General features: G+C 64.0%; 10 protein-coding genes. 6 read left to right on the top strand and 4 right to left on the bottom strand.

Going from position 1 to position 22,248, the window contains the following annotated elements; genetic code table 11:
- Nucleotides 1-4 precede the first annotated feature (4 nt).
- The 3 genes from J3P84_RS15240 to J3P84_RS15230 are packed head-to-tail and all read left to right on the top strand — an operon-like array spanning nucleotide 5 to nucleotide 14,456.
- Nucleotides 5-9,037 carry an amino acid adenylation domain-containing protein gene (locus tag J3P84_RS15240; protein ID WP_434624071.1) on the top strand — a complete coding sequence of 3,011 codons (9,033 nt, stop codon included), beginning with the start codon at nucleotides 5-7 and terminating at the stop codon, nucleotides 9,035-9,037.
- Nucleotides 9,034-12,816, top strand: a complete 3,783-nt coding sequence (locus J3P84_RS15235; protein ID WP_434624069.1) for a non-ribosomal peptide synthetase — start codon at nucleotides 9,034-9,036, stop codon at nucleotides 12,814-12,816. The genes J3P84_RS15240 and J3P84_RS15235 overlap by 4 nt, the downstream gene beginning before the upstream one ends.
- Nucleotides 12,813-14,456, top strand: a complete 1,644-nt coding sequence (locus J3P84_RS15230; protein ID WP_434624067.1) for a cyclic peptide export ABC transporter — start codon at nucleotides 12,813-12,815, stop codon at nucleotides 14,454-14,456. Before J3P84_RS15235 ends, J3P84_RS15230 begins: the two co-directional genes overlap by 4 nt.
- Nucleotides 14,457-14,465: 9 nt before the next feature.
- Here J3P84_RS15230 and fhuF read toward each other — a convergent pair whose 3' ends face one another.
- Nucleotides 14,466-15,203, bottom strand: coding sequence for a siderophore-iron reductase FhuF (gene fhuF, locus J3P84_RS15225; protein WP_434624065.1), 738 nt, complete (start codon nucleotides 15,201-15,203; stop codon nucleotides 14,466-14,468).
- Between the two features lie 197 nt (nucleotides 15,204-15,400).
- On the opposite strand from fhuF, the gene J3P84_RS15220 reads away from it, so the two are divergent.
- The gene (locus J3P84_RS15220) at nucleotides 15,401-15,616 is read left to right on the top strand and encodes an MbtH family protein (RefSeq protein ID WP_186610593.1); all 216 of its coding nucleotides are present in this window, start codon (nucleotides 15,401-15,403) and stop codon (nucleotides 15,614-15,616) included.
- A 35-nt stretch (nucleotides 15,617-15,651) separates the two neighbouring features.
- On the top strand, nucleotides 15,652-17,082 hold the full coding sequence (locus J3P84_RS15215; protein ID WP_434624063.1) for a diaminobutyrate--2-oxoglutarate transaminase: 1,431 nt from the start codon (nucleotides 15,652-15,654) through the stop codon (nucleotides 17,080-17,082).
- Nucleotides 17,083-17,240: 158 nt separating this feature from the next.
- On the opposite strand, the gene J3P84_RS15210 is transcribed toward J3P84_RS15215, so the two are convergent.
- Genes J3P84_RS15210 through J3P84_RS15200 form a run of 3 tightly spaced genes read right to left on the bottom strand, consistent with a single transcriptional unit; the run spans nucleotide 17,241 to nucleotide 20,035 of the window.
- Complete coding sequence (locus J3P84_RS15210; protein ID WP_434624061.1) at nucleotides 17,241-18,167, bottom strand: sugar ABC transporter substrate-binding protein; 927 nt, start codon at nucleotides 18,165-18,167, stop codon at nucleotides 17,241-17,243.
- A gap of 57 nt (nucleotides 18,168-18,224) precedes the next feature.
- Nucleotides 18,225-19,016, bottom strand: a complete 792-nt coding sequence (locus J3P84_RS15205) for a TIM barrel protein (RefSeq protein ID WP_434624059.1) — start codon at nucleotides 19,014-19,016, stop codon at nucleotides 18,225-18,227.
- Nucleotides 19,013-20,035, bottom strand: coding sequence for a Gfo/Idh/MocA family oxidoreductase (locus J3P84_RS15200; protein WP_434624057.1), 1,023 nt, complete (start codon nucleotides 20,033-20,035; stop codon nucleotides 19,013-19,015). The genes J3P84_RS15205 and J3P84_RS15200 overlap by 4 nt, the downstream gene beginning before the upstream one ends.
- Nucleotides 20,036-20,230: 195 nt before the next feature.
- Between J3P84_RS15200 and J3P84_RS15195 the strand changes: the two genes are divergently transcribed.
- Complete coding sequence (locus J3P84_RS15195) at nucleotides 20,231-22,231, top strand: sigma-54 interaction domain-containing protein (RefSeq protein WP_434624055.1); 2,001 nt, start codon at nucleotides 20,231-20,233, stop codon at nucleotides 22,229-22,231.
- Nucleotides 22,232-22,248 lie beyond the last annotated feature (17 nt).

Here is a 22,248-nt window from a genome sequence, read left to right as displayed (position 1 = left end):
TACGATGACGCAACAAGCTTTCCTGGAGATTGCGCAGCGGCTGGCATCCTTGCCCGCGGACAAGAAAAAAGTCTTTCGCCAGCGCCTGGCCGAGAAGGGCATCGACAGCTGGCGCCTGCCGATCGTCCCCGCCGTGCTCGGGGAAGGCGAGCCCAGGCCGCTGGCGCAGGCGCAGCGGCGCTTCCTGTCGGCTGAAGCCCTGAGCAGCCGGGCCCTTTACAATTTGTGCTCGGTGCTGCGATTCGACGGGCGCCTGGACGGCGAGCGTCTGCAGCAGGCGATGCAGCAAGTCGTCGATCGCCACCAGATCCTGCGCACTCGCTACACCACGGATGCCAACGGGCAATTGCAGCCTCATTGCGCGCCGCAACAGGTCCGCTTGCCAGCCGTCGAGCGGTTGACGTTGGCGGCGTCTGACCAGGCGCAATGGTGCGCCGATGAGTACGCCCGCCAACTTGCCGAACCGTTTGACCTGGCTCAGTCGATGCCTTGGCGCTGGCAAGCGTTCAGTGACGCCCAGGAGCAATCCACCTGGCTGTTTTTCACCATCCATCACGTCGCCTATGACGCCTGGTCGGCCCAGCAACTCACCCTTGAACTGGCCGAGGCCTATCGGGCGCTCGCTTCGAACCAGCCTGCCGCACAACCCGAGTTGAGCATTCAATACGCCGATTACGCCGCGTGGGAACGCGAGTGGCTGGACAGCGACACTTGCCGGCAGCACATCGACTTCTGGCGCGACCAACTGGCGGACGCGCCGGCTCCCCTGGCGTTGCCACTGGACCGGCCGCGCCCTGCGGCCACCCAACGTCGCCAGAGTGGCGCGATCCTGGCCCGGGAGCTATCGCCGCAACTGACCGCAACGGTGGAGGCGGCCATTCGCAACCAGGGGGTGACGCTGTATATCTACGGCCTGACGGCCTTTACCTGCTTGCTGTCGCGCTACAGCGGCGAGACGGATCTGTGCCTGGGCACGTCGGCGGCCCAACGTGACCGTCCGGAGCTGGTGCCGCTGATCGGCCCGTTGCTCAATACCCTGGTGATCCGCCAGCGTCTGCAGGACAACCCGGACTTCGGCAGCGCCTTGCTGCGGACCCGCGATACGGTCGCGGCCGCATTCGACCATCAGCAGTTGCCCTTCGAAAATATCCTTGAAAGCCTTGAGCGTCCGCGTTCGAGCCCGCTGTTCCAGGTCATGTTCGTTCAGGTTGATCTACCCGAAAGCCGCACCCTGGCCTTGCCGGGTGTGGCGGTCGAAGTGCTTGACCCGCCGCAACGGCATGCACGTTTCGACTTGACGCTGCGCATGGTACGTAGCGCTGACGCGCGACTGCGCTGCGAGCTGGAGTACAGCGACGAATTGTTTGATGCGGCGACGGTCGAGCAGATGCTCGACGACTTGCTGGCGATTCTGCAGGAGGGCTCGGTGCATCCGCAGCGACGCCTGGCGGATCTGCAACTGGTTTCGCCGCCCAGCGAGTTGCATGGCCCCGCCCTGGATACGGCGCCGTTGCCGTTGGACCGGCAAGTGTTGCACTGGGCCAATCAGACGCCGTCCGCTGCGGCACTCTGCAGCGTTGGGCGGACCCTTGATTACGCCACGCTCGGCGCCGCCAGTCGGTCGATGGCCGCGCGGCTGGCCGGGCAGGGCATCGGACCTGGGCAGGTGGTTGCTCTGTGCATGCCACGCTGCGCTGAACAGCTGTTGGCGACCCTGGCTTGTTGGCAGCGTGGCGCGACCTGCCTGTTCCTCGACCCGGCGCAACCGCCGCAGCGCCTCGCGCAGTTACTGCAAGACAGCGGCGCGAGCCTGTGGGTGACGCTGGCGCACGCGCCTGAAGCCGGCGCTGGCCTCGCGCATCTGGTGATGAGCGACGCCGACTGGTCGGCCGATGCCAATGCCGGGCAGGGCGAAAGCCTCAGCCAGCCGCAATTACCTGCCTACCTTATCTATACTTCGGGCTCGACCGGCCAACCCAAAGGCGTGCTGGTCAGCCATGCCAACCTGGCGCATTACGCGAGCGCAGTCGGCCAGCGCTTGCACGCCTTACCCGGCAGCCGTTGGGCGACCCTGGCGACCGTCGCCGCGGACTTGGGGCTGACCTCGGTATTCGCCGCGCTCGCCGCTGGCGACCCGCTGGTCTTGCCGCCGGCGTCGTTGGCTTTCGATCCACCCGGCTGGGCTGACTTTCTTGATCAGAATCCCGTCGATTGCCTGAAGATCGCGCCTTCGCATCTGCGCGGCTTGCTGGCATTGGACGACGCCCGCCGTGTGTTGCCCAGGGAAATATTGATCCTCGGCGGCGAGGGGTTCGATCAGGCCCTGTTCGCCAAGGTGCATGAACTGGCGCCGCAACTGCGTATCTTCAATCACTACGGCCCGTCGGAAACCACGGTTGGGGTGATCTGCGGGGAAATCACCGGGTCCGACGCACTCGAAGCGGGTCAGTACTTGCCGTTGGGCCAGCCTTTGTCCGGCTGCGAGTTGCGCATCGTCGATGGCAATGACAGAGCCGTACCGCTCGGGGTTGCCGGTGAGCTGTTGATTGGCGGGCCCCAGGTTGCCCAAGGCTACCTCGGGCAACCCGGGTTGACGGCGCGCGCGTTCGGTTGCACGGCCCAGGGGCAGCGATTCTATCGCAGCGGTGACCGGGTGCGCCTGGATCGCAGCGGACGCCTGGTATTCCTCGGGCGCCAGGACGATCAGGTCAAGATCCGCGGTTTTCGCGTCGAACCGGGCGAGGTCAGTGCCTGGCTCAACGCCCAACCCCAGGTGCGCGAGGGGGCGGTGCTCGCCTGCGAAGTGAAAGGACGCACGCAACTGGTGGCATACCTCACCCCCGGGATCGGCTCTTCGATGACCACCGAAGCCTTGGCGATGCTGCAAGCCGAGGCCAAGCGCCAACTGCCGGAACACATGCTGCCGGCCTATTGGCTGGCCCTCGATACACTGCCGCTGACCGCCAACGGCAAGCTCGACCGGCGCGCATTGCCCGAGCCCGCAACGGATGAGCCGACCGCTGAAGCCGCCGAGCCACCGAACGGCGCGACCGAACAGCGCCTGGCGCTACTGTGGTGCCAGATTCTCGGTTGTGCGCAAGTCGGGCGCGGGGATGATTTTTTCGCCCTCGGCGGCGACTCGATTCTCAGCCTGCAATTGATCGGCCTGGCTTCACGGGAAGGGCTGAGGCTGCAACCTCGCGATGTCTTGCAGCATCCGACATTGGCGGCCATGGCGCTGTGCATCGATTGCCGCGCCGAGCCCGCCTTGCTCACGGTGCTGACGGCCTTTCGCGAGCTGCTCGGCCAACCCGCGCTGGGCGCGGATGCGGATTTTTTTGCCATGGGCGGCGATTCGATCCTCAGCCTGCAACTGATCGCGCGCTTGCGTCAGGCCGAGCTGCGCCTGATGCCTCGGCAATTGTTGGAGAACCCAACCCCTCGGCAGTTGGCCAAGGCGCTGACGCCGGTCGTGGCGCCTGTCGTCGCGGCGGTCGAGCCGAGCGACGTGGCGAAACAACCACAGCCGCTGTCCCACGCCCAGCAACGTGTGTGGTTCATGCAGCAGCTTGATCCGGCTGAAACCGCCTACAACGTCACCCAGTTGCTGGCCTTGCGCGGCGATCTGGATGTGCCGCGTCTGCAACGTGCCTGCCAGGCGCTGGTCGCCCGTCATGATGCGTTGCGCTGCCGCTTCTTCGAAGAGCAAGGGCAAGTCTGGCAGCGCCTGGACGATACGCCCGCGGCTATCTTCAACGTCCACGATATCGGCGGTCTGACCGGGGCGGAGCAGGATGCGGCCATCGCCAGCGCGGCCAAGCGGGTGTTCGACCTCACGCAGGGGCCCTTGCTGGCGGTCGATGTGTTTTGTGTCGCACCCGCTGACTACCGCTTGCTGTTCAATGTGCATCACATTGCCGTGGACGGTTGGTCCATGGGCCTGCTGGTCGAGGATCTGACGTCGCTCTATCAGGAGCGGACGCTGTCTTCAACAAGCGCTCTGCTGCCGTTGATCAATGCGCAGCGGCAACAGTTGGAAGGGGACCACGGCAAGACGCTGTTGGCTTATTGGCGGCAACGCCTGGAAGGCTTGGGCAACGAGCCTCTGGAATTGCCCGGACAACCCACTCGGCCGACAGTGCAGGCATACGCCGGTGCGCGGGACGAGTTCGCTTTGCCCGGTACGTTGAGTGCCGCTGTGGAGGCGCGGGCAAGGGCGTTGGGCGTCACACCGTTCGTGGTGTATTTCGCTGCGTATCAATTACTGCTCTGGCGTCATGGCGGCCGCAGTGACTTCGCCGTCGGCGTTCCAGTGGCCGGACGCGAGTCGGCAGAGAGCCAGACGCTGGTCGGCCTGTTCGTCAACACGCTGGCGCACCGGGTGCAGATCGATGCTCGCCAGAGCCTGCAATCGTTCGTCCAGGCCTTGAACGGCAGACTGAGCGAGGACCTGGCTCATCAGGCGCTGCCGTTCGAGCAATTGCTCGACGTGCTGAATATCGAGCGCAGCCTGGATCGCACGCCGGTGTTCCAGACGATGTTCAACTACCAGGTCGACCACCAGCAGTCCCGCAGCCTGAACCTGCCCGGCGTCAGCGCACAGGCCCTGGCATTGCCGGGCGGGGTGGTGAGCGCCAAGTTCGACCTGACCTTCAACCTGTTCACCCAAGGGCGTGGTGCCGAGGCCAGTACCGGGTTGATCGTCGAATACGCGACCGCGCTGCTGCAACCGGGCACCACCCGGCGGCTGGTGGAGGACTATCAGGGATTGCTCGCCAGCCTGGCGGGTATAGACCTTCAGACACGCTTGCTGGAAATCCCGCTGCGCTCCGTTGCGACCCTGGCGACTGCCGGTGAGCCGATGCGATTGTCCGGCGAAACGGATTTCGTGACGCGCTTCGAAGCGCAAGCCGCTGCGCATCCCGAGCGCATCGCGGTGTACTGCGCTGATCGGCAGATAAGCTACGGGACGCTGGATGCCCAAGCCAACCGCCTCGCTCATTGGCTGCTGGGCCAAGGCGTGGGCGCCGAGTCGATGGTTGCCTTCTGCCTGCCTCGGGATGAGCGGTTGCTGGTGTGCATGCTGGGCATCCAGAAGGCCGGCGCGGCTTACCTGCCGCTCGATCCCGGCCATCCGCCGGCTCGCCAGGCGCAAATCCTCAATCGGGCGCAGCCGCATCTGCTGCTCTGCGATTCGCCGAGCGTCGATCTGCCGGCGCCGTTGCGCGTGTGCCCATGGGCGGACCTGCCGCTGGGGCAATTCGCGACCCAGGCGCCGGAATTGGCGGCCAACCTTGGGCAACTGGCCTACACCCTCTATACCTCGGGCTCGACCGGCCAGCCGAAGGGCGTGCAGATCAGTCGCGGCAACTTCGCCAACTTCCTGCTGGCCATGGAACAGGCGCTGCCCTTGGCAAATGTGCAGCGCTATCTGGCCTTGACCACGGTCACCTTCGACATCTGTGGCCTGGAGCTGTGCCTGCCGCTGGTGCGTGGCGGCGCGGTCGTCCTCGCCGACGATGAAGAGCGCCAGGATCCGCTGCTGCTTGCGCGCTTGATCGAGGAAAGGAATGTCGACCTGATCCAGGCCACACCGGCGACCTGGGCGATGTTGCTGCAAGGCGATCGCCAGATGCTCAAGGGGCGCGTGGCCCTGGCCGGTGGCGAGGCAGTGTCGGCCGAGTTGGCGCACGAGCTGAAGCAGTGCGTGGCGCAACTGATCAATGTCTACGGCCCGACCGAGACCACGGTGTGGTCGACCCAGGCGCCGATCGATGCGCTGCAACTGCCCGTCGCGCCGATTGGCCGACCGCTGCTGAACACGCGCTGTCATGTTCTCGACGAACACCTGTGCGAAGTGCCGCCTGGCTGCGTGGGCGAACTCTATATTGCCGGCGACGGCCTGGCCCGCGGTTATGCCGGGCAGCCGGGGCTGACCGCCGAGCGCTTCATTGCCGACCCGTTCGTGGGTAACGGCGGGCGCTTGTATCGCACCGGCGATCTGGCGCGCTGGCAGCCCGACGGCCAGCTGTACTACCTCGGGCGTACCGATGACCAGATAAAGTTGCGCGGGTACCGTATCGAACTGGGAGAAATCGAGGCGGTTCTGCTCAGCCATCCCCAACTGCTGCAGGCGGTCGTGGCCGTGCAAGGCGAGCACCTGGCGGCGTTCTGGGTGGCGCAGGCTGAAAACGCACCTGACGAGGCGGCTGTGCGCGACTATCTGCAGACACGTTTGCCGATCTACATGTTGCCGACGCACCTGCAAGCGCTGGAGCGGCTGCCGCTCAACACCAACGGCAAGGTCGATCGCAAGCAGCTGCCGCGCCTGCTCGCGGTGGTCGACAGTGCACCTGCTACCGAGCGCGCCTTGTCGGCGAGCGAGGCCTTGCTGATCCAGATCTGGACCTCGGTGTTGCACGTGCAACACGTGCCGGTTGATAGCCATTTCTTCCAGATTGGCGGGCATTCGCTGATGGCCGCTCAAGTGCGTGGGCGCTTGCGCGAGCAGGGGTTTGACGTGCCATTGCGCTGGCTGTTCGAAACGCCGGTGCTGGCGCAACTGGCTGAGCGAATCGAAGGGCTTGCGGGGCAGCAGGACCTGGCTTCGCTGACGATCTCGCCGGTTGATCATGAGGTCGAGCAAGCCTTGTCATCAGCGCAACAGCGAGTCTGGTTGATGCAGCAGCTGGACCTTGCCGACAGCAGTTTCAACATGAGCAGTAATGTCCGTTTGCGCGGGCAACTCGACATCCAGGCCCTGGAGCGTTCATTGCAGCGGCTGGTAAGCCGCCACGCCATCCTGCGCACCACTTATCACCAGCGGGACGGCGAACCGCGCCAGCGCATCCACTCGCAATCGATAGTGGCCCTGGAAACCGTCGCGTCGACGCAAGCGCAGTGGCCGGTTGAAGCCCGGGACAGGGCACTGCGCCCCTTCGACCTGGTTCGCCAGGCTCCGCTGCGGGTGGTCCTGTATCGCCTCGGCGAACAGGATCATGTGCTGCAAATGATCATGCACCACATTGCCTCCGATGGCTGGTCCGGCGCTATTCTGGTCGATGAGCTGATCGAGGGCTACGAGGCCTACAGCACCGGCGTGCTACCGAGCCAGGAAGCGTTGCCGATCCAGTACGTCGACTACGCCGTATGGCAAGGTTCGGCCGCGGTCCGGTTGCGTCAGCGTGAAGGCCTGGACTTCTGGCGACGGACCCTGGCCGGCATTCCCGCGCAGGTGCCGCTGCCGTTCGATTTCCCGCGTCCGGAGCGTGACAGTGGCGCCGGGGCCGCAGTGGATTTCCAGTTATCGCCCGCCACGGTTGGCCGGCTTAAAAGGTTCGCCCAGGACAGTGGCACGTCGCCGTTCATGGTGCTGCTGACCTGTTATGCCGCAGTGCTGCAACGCGAGACGCAGGGCCGCGATCTGGTGATCGGTACGGACGTTGCGAACCGCGACCATCCGGCCACCGAATCGCTGATCGGCTTCTTCGTCAACCTGCTGGCCTTGCGTGTCCGCCTGCAACCGGAGTTGAGTTTCCGTGAGCTGGCGCTCCAGGTGCGTGAGGTTTGCCTGCAAGCGTTCGCCTGGCAAGACACGCCGTTCGAACAGGTCGTGGAGTGCCTCGAGCTGCCGCGCGTGGCCAATGTCCACCCGCTGTTGCAGACCTTGTTCGTGCTCGACAACACACCACGCCAGCAGCGTCAGCTGGGCGATCTTCAGGTCGAGCCGCTGGCCGGCGAGCAACACCACTCCAAGTTCGACATGGCTCTGTTCGCCAGCGAAGACTCTGATGCCATCAGCCTGCGCTGGGTGTACCGCACCAGCCTGTTCCGCCAGGCCACCGTCGAGCGCTTGCGCCATGCCTTCGAGTCATTGCTGGAGCTGGCCCTCGGCGCGCCGGACAATCCCATCGATACCTTGATTCCGACTGTAAAGGGAGCCGCTGCAATGTCCACGGACAACCCGCTGCAACGCAAAATGAGCAAGTTGGGCAAGATGCGCCAGAGCGGATCGGCGGCGACCCGTGAGCCCATCGAAGCCCGGCCGCTGCGAGAGGAGGCGAAATTTCCGCTGCTGGTCTCGCTGCGTGACCGTGAACTGGCCCCGGCTATCTGGGCCGAAGCCAACCGCGACAAGGTCGAAAACTGGCTGCGCGAGCATGGCGGTATCCTGTTCCGAGGGTTCGACCTGCCGACACCGGCGGATTTCGAGGCGTTCTGCCAGGCGCTGTGCCCGCAGCTGTATGGACAGTACGGCGACCTGCCGAAGAAAGAAGGTGGCAAGAACATCTACAAGTCCACGCCATACCCCAAGGACCGGATGATCCTGTTCCATAACGAGAGTGCGCATCAGCACCGTTGGCCGCGCCGCCAGTGGTTCTACTGCGAGACGCCAGCGACCTCCGGTGGCGCGACGCCGATCGTCGACAGCCGCCAGGTCTACGGCGAACTGCCGGCCTGGTTGCAGGCAAACCTGCGGCGCAAACAGCTGATGTACGTGCGCAATTTCAGCGCCAGCCTGGACGTCAGCTGGCAGCATTTCTTCCAGACCGAGGATCGGGCCGAGGTCGAGCGAATCTGCCGTGAGAGCAACATTGAATTCCAATGGCGCGGCGCCAATGACCTGCACACCCGCCAGGTTTGCCCGGCGGTGATTCTGCATCCATTGACGGGCGAAGAGAGCTTCTTCAATCAGATCCAGCTGTACCACCCGGCATTTCTCGATGCCGATATCCGCGAGCAGTTCCTGCGCGATGGCGAAGCCGCCATGCCCAGGCAGGTGTTCTACGGTGACGGCTCGGACCTCGAGCCGGCTGCCATCGATGCCATCAATGCCGCCTATGACCGCTGCGCCGTGCGTTTCGATTGGCAACAGGGCGATGTGGTCATGCTCGATAACATGCTGGCGGCGCATGCCCGGGATCCGTTCGAGGGCGAGCGCAAGATTGTCGTGGCCATGGGCGAGATCTATGGTCGTCACCAGGTAATGGCTGCCCCTGCGCAGACCGAAGAGCATTCCGCAGAGTTGACCCCATGATGGATCTTGGACTGACGCTTTCACCGCAACAGAAACAACTGGCCCAGGCCAATCCGCAAGCCTGGCGCTGGGTCCGCATGCGCTTGGCGGGCGTGCCCGAGGGCATCGTCGAGCAACGCTTGCGCGACGCCCTGGCGCAGCATCAGGCGTTGCGCCTGCGTTACGAGCGCCCACTGGGCGCCACCGGCCTGCGCCAGCGGGTTATCGAACCTGATGCACTGCGGCTGGACTGGCGCCAGGGGCGGGCAGCCGACGGTCACGATGGACAGTCGTGGCTGGAGGCGGCCCGGCGTCGTTGCGATGCCGAACAACCCGACATTCTCGCCTGGCTGCTCGACGATCTGTTGCTGTTGGCAGTCCCGGTTTACTCACTGGACCAGCGCAGCCTGATCGGCTTGCAGGAACACTTGCTCGGGCGTGCCACAGCGCTTGACGACGAGCCCATGCAGTACGCCGACTATGTCGAGTGGATCAACGGCCTGCAACTGGATGAAGACGCGGAGCAGGGCGCGCAGTTCTGGCGCAACCTGGCCTTGCAGGACATTCCCGGCATGCGCCTGGTCGAGCGCTATGGCATCGCCAGCGGACGTCACGCGGTCGTCCGCCAGGAACTTGAGCAGCGCTTGCCGACGATGCTCACGGCACTGGCCGATCGTGAAGGCGTGGCCGTCGAGCAGTGGGTGCTGGCCGCCTGGGGGTCATTGCTCGGCAGGCTCAACGGGCAGCAACAGGGGCAGTTGGGGTTGCAACACGATCCTCGCGACAACTACGAGGAATTGTCCGGCGCGTATGGGCTGTTCGAGCAGACTTTACCGATGGTCTTGCAAGTGTCCGAACACAGCACGCTGACCAACCTGGCCCGGCAACTGGCCCGGCAATTGGAGAGCGCCGTGGACTGGCAGGAATATGTCGGCCAGGCACAGTTGTTGCCCGAATGGCGGGCCAGCTTCCAGGCCGGCCTGCGGGTCTCGCCCGTGCCGCAACTGGACATGTCGCAGTGGCTGTCTTTCGACACACCGGTCGAACTGCAACTGCAATTGACGCTCGATGCCCAGGGCCACGGCGAGCTGGCGTTGGCCTACGACCTCGGCCTGTATCGCGAGGGGCAGATGCAGGCGCTGCTCAAGCGTTTTGCCCATTGGCTTGGCCAACTGGTGCAATCGCCCGACGGGCTCATCGCTGACATTGACGCGCGCCTGCCTGAAGAATGGCTGGCCTCGGCGCAGACTGCTGCCCTTGGACCGGACCTCGATATCATCGCGACCTTGCGCCGCCATGCCCAGGCACAACCGTCGCGTCCGGCGCTGCGGTATGCCGAGCAGGTATTTTCCTACGCTGACCTGGATGCCCTGAGTGATCGTGTCGCCGGCAGCCTGAACGAGGCTGGCGTGGGCCGCGACCAGGTCGTTGGGCTGTATCTGCCGCGTGGCGCGCAGATGCTGATCGCGATGCTGGCCTGCTTCAAGGTGGGGGCCGCCTATCTGCCATTGGACCCACAGCAGCCACCGCTGCGTCTGGCCGGCATACTCGACGACGCCCAACCGGCGCTGTTGCTGCACCTGGAGGGGCTGTTGCCCGAGACATCGGTGCGGACCCTGTGCTGGTCGCAGGCGAGCAACGGGCCGGCGTTCGCCGCGCCAGTCTCCGGCACAGCGCAGGACCTGGCCTACGTGCTCTATACCTCGGGCACCAGCGGCAAGCCCAAGGGTGTGCAGATTGAACAAGGGCAATTGCGTCACTACGCCACCCAGGTGACCCGCGCGCTGCAATTGCCCGAGGGCGGGCATTACGGGCTGGTGTCCTCGTTGCTCGCAGACCTGGGCAATACCGTGCTGTTCCCGGCGTGGCTGCAGGGCGGCTGCGTGCATGTCCTGGCGCAGACGACCGTGACCGATGCGCGGGCGTTTGCCGATGAGCTTCGGCGCTACCCACTGGACGTGCTCAAGATCGTACCTTCGCACCTCGAAGCGCTGATGGGCGAGCAGGCCGCCGACGTCCTTCCACGCCAGGTCCTGGTGCTGGGCGGAGAGCCGATCGGCGAGGCGCTGTTGACCCGCCTGGCGCAGGCCGGACCGACCTGCCGTGTTTACAATCACTATGGTCCGACCGAGACCACGGTAGGGGTGTTGTGGCGGGCGATCGATCTGGAGCAGGGGGTGAGTGGCTGCGCATTGGACCAGGTGTTGGGTGCCAACCGTATCCACCTGCTCGACGAGCGGCAGCGGCCGGTACCGTCAGGCCAGGCCGGCGAGTTGTGCATCAGCGGCGCCAGCGTTGGTCGGGGTTACGTCGGCAATGTCGGCGGCAACGCCTTTGCTGTCGAGCCTGCCAATGGTCATCGTCTATACCGTACGGGCGACCTGGCCATGCGCCAGGCCGATGGGGCCGTGCGCATTTTGGGGCGCAACGACCAGCAGGTGAAAATCCGTGGGTTTCGCCTCGAGTTGGCCGAGGTCGAGCAGGCAATGCTGGCCCAGCCAGGCATCTCGCAGGCTGCCGTGCTGCTGGACGGCGAAGGTGACCACGCCCGATTGCTGGCCTTCGTGGTTACGGAGGGGGCGTATTCGCAAGGAACGGATCAGTTGCGCGCCAGCCTGGCCCGCCAGTTGCCGGACTACATGCTGCCTAGCGCTGTCCTGGCGTTGAAAGCCATGCCGTTGAACAACAATGGCAAGCTCGATCGCAAGAACCTGCTCGAACGCGCCCGGCAGCGTTTGCACAATAACCGCGTGGCACCGGTCGGCGAGCTGGAGGCGGCGATCCTCGCCATCTGGTGCGAAGTATTGGGAGTCGAGGACCTTGGCGTCACCGACAACTTCTTCAATGTCGGTGGGCATTCGCTGGCCGCGATCAAGGTGGTGTCGCTGATTCGCGAACGGTTGGGTCTCGACCTGCCGACCAACCTGCTGTTCGAACGCCACACCGTGCGTGACCTTGTGCAAGGCCTGGGCGAGATCGACAGTGGTCCGTGGAAGGTCCTGAACACTGCCGATCCGCATGCCCCGGCGCTGTTGCTGGTGCATGGGGCGCAAGGGCACCTGCAGGCTTACCAGCCGCTGGTGGACAACCTGCGCGGCGACGTCGCGGTGTTTGGCCTCGCCGCGCTTGAAAGCGGCTGGGCCGAAGGCGACATGAATGCATTGCTGCGCCGATACGTGGCGAGTATCCCGGCGCAGCTCAAAGAGCGCCCACTGGTACTGTTGGGCTGGAGCCTGGCCGCGCGCCTGGCGATGTTGCTGGTACCGCATCTGCAAGCCAGCGGTTTCAGTGTCGCCGGGTTGGTGGTGCTCGATCACGATGCGCAGCGCAGCCTGGCCGGCGAGGGGGATGAAGCCGGCCAGTTGCTTGCCGATTTCGCTTTTTATTGCCGCAGCCACGCCCAGCCGCTCGGCGAGTCGCTACGGGAGCGGTTGACGGGCCGGTTGGCCGGCCTTGACTATGCCGAGGGTGTCGCCCGGCTACTGGACGACGAACAGGTGCGCGCGCATCTGCAATGGGAGTCGGCCGACGCGGAATTACTGGCGTTGATGGCGCAATATCGCGCGATCAAGACCCGCTTGTACGAGCAGGCCTTGCCGACCGTCGATGTGCCGGTCTGGCTCTGGCGCGGCAATGCCCACGGCGATTTGCGCGCGCCGTGGCAACGCCATGCCTTGCAACCGGTCAGCCAGTGGACATTGGACGTGGGGCATCATGAAATGCTCGGCGAGCCGCGACTGGTCGAAAACCTGCTGCCTTTACTGTTGCAAAACTCTGCCAAGGTGGTGCCGGTCCCATGATGTTATTGAAAGAACTGCTGCATGACGCGCGATGGCGCATCCTCCTTGCGGTGCTGTGCAGTGCCTTGAGCGCGGCCACCAGTATCGGCCTGATCGGCTACATCAACCGTTGCCTGGAACAAGGCCTCGATGACCTCGGTCGGGGCTTGCTGCTGTTCGGTGGGCTGTTGGTGCTGTTGTTCATCAGCGGTGTCATCTCGCAATGGTTGCTGGTGCAGATCGGTCATCGCCTGGTCTACCAGCTGCGCCTGCGGCTGGTGGGCAAGGTCCTGGGCACCGTGCTCGAACGCGTCGAACGGCTGGGCAGCCCACGTATCTACAACGCCCTGACCAAGGATGTGACCACCGTCGCCACGGCGTTCAAGCAACTGCCGATCTCCTTGTACAACGGTCTGCTGCTGTTGGCGGGGCTGGCCTACATGGGCTGGTTGAGCTTGCCGTTCTTTTGCCTGACGCTGGCGGTGATCGCCGCTGGCGTTGGTCTCGATGTGTTGCTGGGGCGCAAGGTCAAGACCTTGATGCAGGCTGTGCGGCAACAGGACGACCAATTGACCGAGCAGTTCGAAGCCACGATCCAGGGGCGCTGCGAGTTGGGCCTGAGCCGCGAGCGCCGGCATCTGCTTTATCAACACAAGCTGGAACCCATCGCGCGCGCCTCGCTGGACGCCTCGGTGCGCGCCGACACCCTCTGGGCGGTGAACCTCAATTGGACGACACTGCTGGTGTTCATGTTGATCGGCACCCTCTTTTTCCTCGGCCAGGGGCTGGGCTTGCTGGACCAGCAGGTGGTGGTCGGCTACGTGTTGGCGATCATGTTCCTGCGCACGCCCATCTCGATGATCCTCGACGCCATTCCCGCAGTGATCCGCGGTCATGTCGCGTTGCAAGCCATCGACGCGCTGGCGCTGGGCGAGACGGTGCAATTCAAGACCCCGGCGCAAGCGGCTCAGCCGTTTCGCGAACTGCGCCTGGCAGACGTGCATTACCGTTATGCCGGCAAGAATGAGGAGTTTGCATTTGAACTGGGCCCGATCGACCTGACGATTCGCCGTGGCGAGCTGATTTTCATCGTCGGTGGCAATGGCAGCGGCAAGTCGACCCTGGCCAAGCTGCTGACCGGCCTCTACGTGCCCGCTTCCGGGGAGGTGTCGCTCAATGGCGTGGTACTCGATGCCAGTACCAGTGAGTGGCACCGGGAGCATTTCGCCGCGATCTTCGCCGACTTCTATCTGTTTGCCGATGTGCTGGGCGAGGCGGGTGAACATGACGGGCTCGAAGCCCGGGTGGACCATTATCTGGAGCGCCTGGGGCTGGCCCACAAGGTCGAATTCGCCGCCGGGCGCCTGTCTACCACTGCCTTGTCCCAGGGCCAGCGCAAACGCCTCGCGTTGCTATTGCTGATGATGGAAGGCCGGGAAGTGTTCCTGCTGGATGAGTGGGCGGCGGACCAGGACCCGGTCTTCCGCCATGTGTTCTACAACGAGTTGCTGCCCGAGCTGAAGGCCGCCGGCAAGACTGTCATCGCGATCACCCATGATGATCGTTATTTCGATGTGGCGGACCGGGTCTATCGCCTCGACTACGGCCACCTCGTCGATTACGACCGGGCCACGGAGAACCCCTTTCAGCTGGTGAAATGACGGCTGCGCTCAGGCGCCTTGAACCTGGCGTCTGGATTCATCGAGGGGGCAGCTGCTGCAATAGCCAACGCCGGGGAGGCGGTAGCGAATGCAGCAGATGCGCCTCAGGCGCTGCGGCTCGTCCTCGCCAATGTCTTGGTAGCGTACGGGCGCGAACAGAGGGTTGCGCCGGCCGTCGGGGCGCAGCCGGGCAGTGAGGATCTCCCTGGCCGGCAGGGTGCTGGAGGCATCAGCCAGGGGGTGCAGTTCGATCCGCGTGGTGACGAATTCGAAGGTGTTGGCGGCGTTGCTCCAGAACAACCGGGGCGATGCCCGGCTGACACTGGCAAGAATCTCGATGACCGGTTCCAGATGGCATTCGACGAGCGTATGGAACCGCTCGAAAGCCGTGCACGGGGGCAGTACCTGGCCATCGTCGCGCAAATGCAGGGCCTGGGGCCTGGCGTCGTCGCCGAGTTTCAAGCCGACATCAGCCAGGGCGAGCGGCAGCTCCCGTTGCTGGAGCAGGTTGGCGGCCATCACTGGCGCCAGGAAGGTACTGAAATACCATTTGGACCACAGCGACACCAGGGCCAGACGCTCATCAGTCTTGTAGCGTGCCAGCAGATCGTCGACGAATGCGCTGAACGTCTCATGCTGGAAGAACACGGCGGCCGGCAGATCGGCGCGCGGGTGGCTGCGCAGTTGCAGCTTGTCTTCAAAGGCTGCGAGCGGCCCGATGAACAGCGGAGCAAGGCTGGGAATCATTGACTCATCCGTGACCGCGAATCGAGAGAGGTTATCGTTCAGGGGCGAAGTATAAACAGCGCACTGCTGTCTTGCGACTGCTCGCCAGCAATGAAATATGTGCGCAACGTAAGATTTCTATAATATTAATGAGAATCGCTACCATTAGTATTGTATCGTAGCGATCTTTTCCGTCATGCCAGTCAAAGGAGCAAGCAATGAGTTTGGATAGCCCGGATACGCGGTTTCTGGTTGTCGTCAACGAAGAGGAGCAGTACTCGATCTGGCCGGACTACCGCAGCGTGCCCGACGGCTGGCGCACCGTGGACATGCAGGGCAGCAAGGAAGAGTGTCTGGCCTACATCGAGAAAGTCTGGACCGACATGCGCCCGCTGAGCCTGCGTCAGGCCATGCAGGTACAAGGACAGGGCTGATCGCCTACAACCGAGTGGTTACTCAGGGAGTCAAAATGGAAAGTGTCCAGCCCCGTTCATCCTCCAGCGCAACCTTCACGCTGGAGCAGTTTCGCCAGCAAGCGCCGCGTGAACTGAACACCAACCCGTATCTGCAACGCCAGGCGGCCCGGGAGTCGAACGCCCGTTCTTACCCGCGGCGCATTCCGTTGGCCTTGCAAGAAGCCCATGGTCTTTATGTGCGCGATACCCAAGGCCAATTGTTCATGGACTGCCTCGCGGGTGCGGGGACATTGGCGCTGGGCCATAACCATCCGGTGGCCATCGCGGCCATGCGCCAGACACTCGATTCCGGCCTGCCCTTGCACACCCTGGACCTGACGACACCGGTCAAGGATCGTTTCGTCGAGGACCTGTTCAACGCCTTGCCGGAAAACTTCGCCCGTCACGCGCGCATCCAGTTCTGCGGACCGACCGGTGCCGACGGCATCGAGGCGGCCTTGAAGCTGGCGCGGATCGCCACCGGGCGCAAACCGATCCTGACGTTCTCCGGCGGTTACCACGGCATGACCCTGGGGACACTGAGCCTGATGGGCAACCTGGGGCCAAAACAGGGGCTGGGCTCGTTGATGGCCGACGTGCAGTTCCTGCCGTACCCCTATGACTACCGCTGTCCGTTCGGCATCGGCGGCGAAGCCGGCATCGATGCCGGGCTGCACTTTATCGAACAACTGTTGAGCGACCCGGAGTCGGGTGTGCTGCCACCGGCAGCGGTGGTCGTGGAAGTCGTGCAGGGCGAGGGTGGGGTGATCCCGGCACCGGTCCGTTGGCTCCAGGGCTTGCGCCAATTGACCCGCAAACACGGCGTGGCACTGATCATCGATGAAGTACAGACCGGCCTGGGACGTACCGGCAAGCTGTTTGCTTTCCAGCACGCCGACATCGAGCCGGACATTCTGGTCTTGTCCAAAGCCATCGGCGGCGGCCTGCCACTGGCGGTGATGGTGTATCGCGAAGAGCTGGACACCTGGAAACCCGGTGCCCATGCCGGCACGTTCCGTGGCAACCAGATGGCGATGGCAGCGGGGGGCGCGACGTTGCGTCATATCATCAGCGAACACCTGCCAGCGCACGCTGACATCATGGGGCAACGCCTGATGGAGCAGCTGCGTCAGTTGCAGGGCGATTACCCTTGCCTGGGCCAGGTGCGTGGTCGTGGCTTGATGGTGGGCGTAGAGGTTGTCAGCGATACCCCGAGCGATGCCCGTGTGCCCGCCGCGGATACGGCACTGGCCCAGGCCATCCAGCGCCAGTGCCTGCGCTTGGGCGTCATCCTGGAGTTGGGCGGGCGCCATGGCGCCGTTGTGCGATTCCTGCCACCGCTGATCATCCAGGCTGAGGAAATCGATGTGCTGGTCGAGCTGTTCCGGGTGGCCTTGAACAATGCCATCGCCGAGACCAAGGGCAGGGCGTTGCACATCGCCTGAGCAGGCGCTGGCTGTTGACGTGAGGCAATCGACCCGTGGCGAGGGAGCTTGCTCCCGCTGGGCTGCGCAGCGGCCCCAAAAATCTTGCGGCTGCTACGCAACCCAGCGGGAGCAAGCTCCCTCGCCACGAGGCCATCATTTTTCTCAGGTGATTACTGCTACTTGTAACGCTGCTCAAACACCGCCAGTTGCTCAGGCTTGATCAACTGGAACGGCACCCAGACCTCCGGTTCAACCGGCTCGCCCTTGATCATCTTGAGCGCCGCCTGCACCGCGCTGGTCGCTTGGGCCTTGGGGTCCTGGAATACCGAGGCGACCAGCATCCCACGCTTGATCGCCGCCAGGCCATCAGGCAAACCGTCGATGCCGACAATCGAAATCTCGCCCTTGGCTTTGCCGGCTTGCTGCAAGGCCATGGCCGCACCGATGGCCATCTCGTCATTGTTGGCGACGATGGCATCGAAACGGCTGCCGGCGAGCAGCCAGTTGCTGGTCAGGTCCATCCCTTTGCTACGCTGCCATTCGGCGCTCTGCTGCTCGACGACCCTGATCTGGGGGAAGTCCTTGAGCACCTGCTTGACCCCTTCGGTGCGGTCATGGGTGGCGTTTTGCGCGAGGTCGCCCATGATGATCGCGAGGTTGCCCTTGCCGCCGAGTTTTTCCGCCAGGTAGCGCATCTGCAGTTGGCCGGCCTCGATGTCGTTGGACGCCACCGTAACCACGCCTTTGGGCAAGGTGCGCTCGTCCGGGTGGCGATTGACGTAGACCAGCGGCGTCTTGGCTTCGACGGCGGCGCGGGTGATGTTGGCCGTGGCGGAAGTGTCTACCGGCAGGACAATGACCGCATCGACTTTCTGATTGATGAAGCCCTGGACCTGATTGAGCTGGCGGACCACGTCGCCCTGGGCATCCTCGAACTGGATCTGGACGTTATCCTTCCTGGCGGCCTCGTCCAGGCCGTTACGCACGTAGGTCATGAAGTTGTCGTCAACCCTGGCGATGCTGACGCCGATGCGATAATCGGCGGCGGCCCATTGGCTGAACAGCACGAGCAATGTGGCGAAAAGCAGTGTGCAACGACGCATGATGGTTTTCCTTTTGTTGTTATGGAGTGAGTCATCAATAGGACTTCCGCACTGGCCTCACCCGTCCAGCGTGAAGGCCTGCCTGAAGCGCTCAAGCGCCCGTTCGCTGTCACCGCTGGCCCAGCCTTCAAGGCCGACGACACCGCTGTATCCCATGCCGAACAGCGCCCGGGCAATGGCCGGATAGTGAATTTCACCGGTGCCGGGCTCCATGCGACCCGGAACATCGGCGACCTGGATTTCGCCGATGGCGTCACCGGCGCGCTGGATCAGCTCGATCAGGTTTCCTTCGCCGATTTGCGCGTGATAAAGGTCCAGGTTCATTTTTAGGTGCGGGCTGCCCACGGCTTCGATCAGCGCCAGGGTATCGTCGGCGCGGGCGAACGGTGTGCCGGGATGGTCGACTTCGGTGTTGAGATTTTCCAGCAGGAATACCCGGCCGGCGTCTTCGCCCAGGCGGGCGATCTTTTCCAGGGTCTTGCAGGCGCTCAACCACATGCGTCCGGTGGTTCGGGCTACCGGTTTGACCGGCAAGCCCTGATCACCCAGGCCGGTGCCGTGCAGGTTCAGGCTCGGGCAGTTCAACCGGGCTGCGACGGCCAAGGATTCCCCGGCGCTGTCGAGCAGTTGCCGGACGGCCTCGGGATCGGTCAGGTTGCCCGAGATGTAGCCGGTCATCGAGGTGAAATCCGCGCCAGTCGCCGCGAGGGCCTGGATGTCCTTGCTCGTCCAGTTCCATATCTCGACGCTGAAACCCTGCGCGTGGATGCGTTTGACCCGTTCGACAAAGGGCAGGTCAAGAAAGACCATCTCGGCGCTGACCGCCAGTTTGAAGGGGATGAAACTCATGACGAGGCTCCTTGCACACGTACCGCTTTACCCTGCTGGAAGGACTCGATGCAAGCCCGTGCAATGGCCAGGGCGGCCCGGGCATCTTCACCGCTGGCCAGCGGTTTCTCGCCGCTGCGCACGCAACTGACGAAGTGATTCAGCTCGGCCACGTACGCATCACGCAGCAAGTCGGTGTCCAGGCGTTGGGTATCGGCCTGGACCCCATTGGCCAGATAGCGCAACAAGTCGGAGTCGTTGACGCTGCCCATGGTCAGCATGCCGGCACTGCCGAACACTTCGCCCCGGACGTCGTAGCCATAGACGGCCTGGAAGTTGGCCTCCGCGGTGGCAATGGCGCCATTGTCGAAACGGATCGTGACCACTGCCGTGTCGAGGAAACCGTTCTCCCTGTAGGCGGGTGCAATCAAGGCATCGGCCATCACGAATACCTCGACCGCCTCGGCGCCCGGATTCAGGTAGCGCAGGGTATCGAAGTCATGGATCAGCGTTTCCAGGAAGATCACCCATTGCGGCGAGGCGGCGGGGTTGTTCAGCGCCGGGTCGCGGGTCAGCGAGCGCAGCAGTTGGGGTGTGCCGATCCGGCCGGCGACCACGTCCAGATGAGCTGTGCGGAAACTCCTGGCGAAGCGCCGGTTGAAACCGACCTGGAGCGTCACCCGGGCATTGGCAGCGGCGGCGATGGCGCGGTCGGCTTCGTCCAGCGTGATCGCCATGGGTTTTTCACAGAACACCCCTTTGCCGGCCCGGGCCGCGCTGATCACCAGCTCGGCATGGCTGCGTGCCGGGGCGGCGATCAGCACGGCGTCGATGTCCGGGTCGTCCAGCAGTTGCTGCGGGTCGGCGTAGGTCTTGCGCACATCCAGCTCCGCCGCCAGGCGCGCGGCCTGGCCGGGAGTAGGGTCGGCGATGGCGGCGAGGCAGGCGCCGGGGATGTGCCGGGCGGCGGTCAGGCCGTGAAAACTGCCCATGCGGCCAGCGCCGATAAGACCCAGGCGAATGGTTTTCGAGGTGCTCATGAAATGACTCCCTTTTATTGTTGTTCGCGACTCGCTGGCTGGAACGCCGGTGTCGCTATACATCGGGGAGCAACTGCTGTGCCAATATTCAACGAGCTGAATTTAAAGGTTTTTTTCTGCGATCTTGAAAGAGGGATGTTCATTTCGTGGACATGTCTACACTGACATGTCGAAAACCTGAACATAGAGCCGACAATGAATGCACAACCCATGGCCCTGAGCGTTGAAGACCGGGACTATCTGACCGCCCTCGGCCCCGCGTCGTTGAATGGAGGATCAAACGCGGCGCTGGAAGAGGCCTGGCGAGCATGCCTGAACGCCAGCACCGAGCGTCCCGCCGATGTCAGGCAAGTGATCTGGAATTCCTGGCGGCGCAGCGTCGATGCCGGGCTGGATCCGGAGGACGGCGAGTACCGTTTTGTCGCGCCCGCCGAGCTGACCGCCACGCTGACGGCGAATCGCCTGTTGATTGCCGCCGCCGCACAGGTCATGCGCGGCTTGCTCGCCTACAACCCCAACGGGCATATCAACCTGACCGATGCCGAAGGCACGACCCTGTATTTCTGCGGGCTGGACCTCACGCCCATCGGCAGCCGGTTGCTCGAATCGGTGCAGGGCACCAATTGCACCGGGCTGGCGCTGGTCGAGGACCGGCTGGTGTATGTGCTGGCCGAGGAAAATTTCGGCATAGGCCTGCGCCAGCGGCGTATGCATTGCGCCGCCGCGCCTATCCGCGATGCTCATGGCCGGACCCTGGCGATGCTGACCCTGACCGCCGAGCCCGGCTGGTTTCACTTCCATACCCTGGGCACCGTCCAGGCCGCGGCTGAAGCGGTCTCCCGGCAAATGGCGCTGCAGGCACTGCTGGAAGAACAACAGACAGTGCTTGAAGTGCTCAACGAGGGCTTGGTGGTACTCGATGAAACAGGTTGCATCAAGGCCCTCAACCATTACGCCCGGCAATTGTTCCGCGTCGACCGTGACTGGTTGGGCAAGCCGTTCCAGAGCCTGGGGCAGACCGAGCAGAGCGGCGAGATCCTGCGAGGGGATGGCGAAGGGGCAAGGGACCTGGATTGCACCTTCGAGCTGCATGACCACAGTCATCTGGCCTGCCTGGTATCTGTCTGCCCTCTGGAGCAGGGCGGTCGTATCGTTTCGCTGCGCGAGAATCGGCGCATCCGTGAGATTACCCGGCGCCTCATCGGCACCCAGGCCAGCTACACCTTCGAGACCATCCAGGGTCGTTCACGGGCGATTCAGGACGCCTTGCAACTGGGCCGGATCGCCAGTCGCAGTGACTCGACCACGCTGATTCTCGGTGAGAGTGGCACCGGAAAGGAGCTGTTTGCCCAGGCCATCCATAACGCCAGCGACCGCAGTGGCGGTCCGTTCGTGGCGGTCAATTGCGGGGCCATTCCCCGGGATCTGGTGCAGAGCGAACTGTTCGGCCATGTCGAAGGTGCGTTCACCGGATCGGCTCGCGGTGGCTCGGCGGGCAGATTCGAACTGGCCGATGGCGGGACGATCTTCCTCGACGAGATCGGTGACATGGCCTTTAATGCGCAGGTCAGCCTGCTGCGCGTCCTGCAGGAAGGCGAAGTGACGCGGGTGGGGGCGAAAAAATCGCTGCGGGTCAATGTGCGCATCATTGCCGCCACTCACCGCAACCTGAGCCAGGCCGTCGCCGACGGGGCCTTTCGCGAGGACCTTTATTACCGCCTCAATGTGCTGAGCCTGACGGTGCCGCCGCTGCGGATGCGGCGGGAGGATGTGCCCTTGCTGGCGCGGCATTTCCTCGCGCGGTGTGCCCGGTCGCTGCGAAAGCCGATACGTGACCTGTCACCACAGGCGCTGGAGGTTCTCGATGCCTATCATTGGCCGGGGAACGTCCGTGAGCTGGAAAACGTCATTGAGCGCGCGACCAACCTGGCAACCACCGAACTCATCCAGGCGAATGACCTGGCCCTGGAAATCAGGCAGGGCGGGCGGCCCTCGGCCCGCCAAGCTACTCCTGAACCCAGGGCGGCCCTCGATCTGGGCACGCACGAAATGAACGCAATCATCGCCGCCCTGCGGGACACGCGCGGCAATATCCGTCTGGCCGCCCAACGGTTGAACGTGTCCCGGGGCGGCCTGTACAACAAGATGAGCCGGTTCGGGCTAAAGGTCGAAGCGTTCCGTTCGGCGCCGGACTGATCCGATTGCCTGGCTGT

Origin of the sequence: Pseudomonas sp. Z1-29, from assembly GCF_051131995.1 — a bacterium.
Lineage (GTDB): Bacteria > Pseudomonadota > Gammaproteobacteria > Pseudomonadales > Pseudomonadaceae > Aquipseudomonas.
The sequence above is the reverse complement of the archived record's forward strand: the minus strand, read 5'-3'. Positions and strand labels throughout refer to the sequence as shown.

What these genes read in the sequence shown, in the direction of transcription:
- J3P84_RS15195 (WP_434624055.1), top strand. Translation starts at nt 20,231, where the DNA reads ATGAATGCACAACCCATGGCCCTGAGCGTTGAAGACCGGGACTATCTG.
- J3P84_RS15220 (WP_186610593.1), top strand. Translation starts at nt 15,401, where the DNA reads ATGAGTTTGGATAGCCCGGATACGCGGTTTCTGGTTGTCGTCAACGAA.
- J3P84_RS15240 (WP_434624071.1), top strand. Translation starts at nt 5, where the DNA reads ATGACGCAACAAGCTTTCCTGGAGATTGCGCAGCGGCTGGCATCCTTG.
- J3P84_RS15230 (WP_434624067.1), top strand. Translation starts at nt 12,813, where the DNA reads ATGATGTTATTGAAAGAACTGCTGCATGACGCGCGATGGCGCATCCTC.
- J3P84_RS15210 (WP_434624061.1), bottom strand. Translation starts at nt 18,167, where the DNA reads ATGCGTCGTTGCACACTGCTTTTCGCCACATTGCTCGTGCTGTTCAGC.
- J3P84_RS15235 (WP_434624069.1), top strand. Translation starts at nt 9,034, where the DNA reads ATGATGGATCTTGGACTGACGCTTTCACCGCAACAGAAACAACTGGCC.
- J3P84_RS15215 (WP_434624063.1), top strand. Translation starts at nt 15,652, where the DNA reads ATGGAAAGTGTCCAGCCCCGTTCATCCTCCAGCGCAACCTTCACGCTG.
- fhuF (WP_434624065.1), bottom strand. Translation starts at nt 15,203, where the DNA reads ATGATTCCCAGCCTTGCTCCGCTGTTCATCGGGCCGCTCGCAGCCTTT.
- J3P84_RS15200 (WP_434624057.1), bottom strand. Translation starts at nt 20,035, where the DNA reads ATGAGCACCTCGAAAACCATTCGCCTGGGTCTTATCGGCGCTGGCCGC.
- J3P84_RS15205 (WP_434624059.1), bottom strand. Translation starts at nt 19,016, where the DNA reads ATGAGTTTCATCCCCTTCAAACTGGCGGTCAGCGCCGAGATGGTCTTT.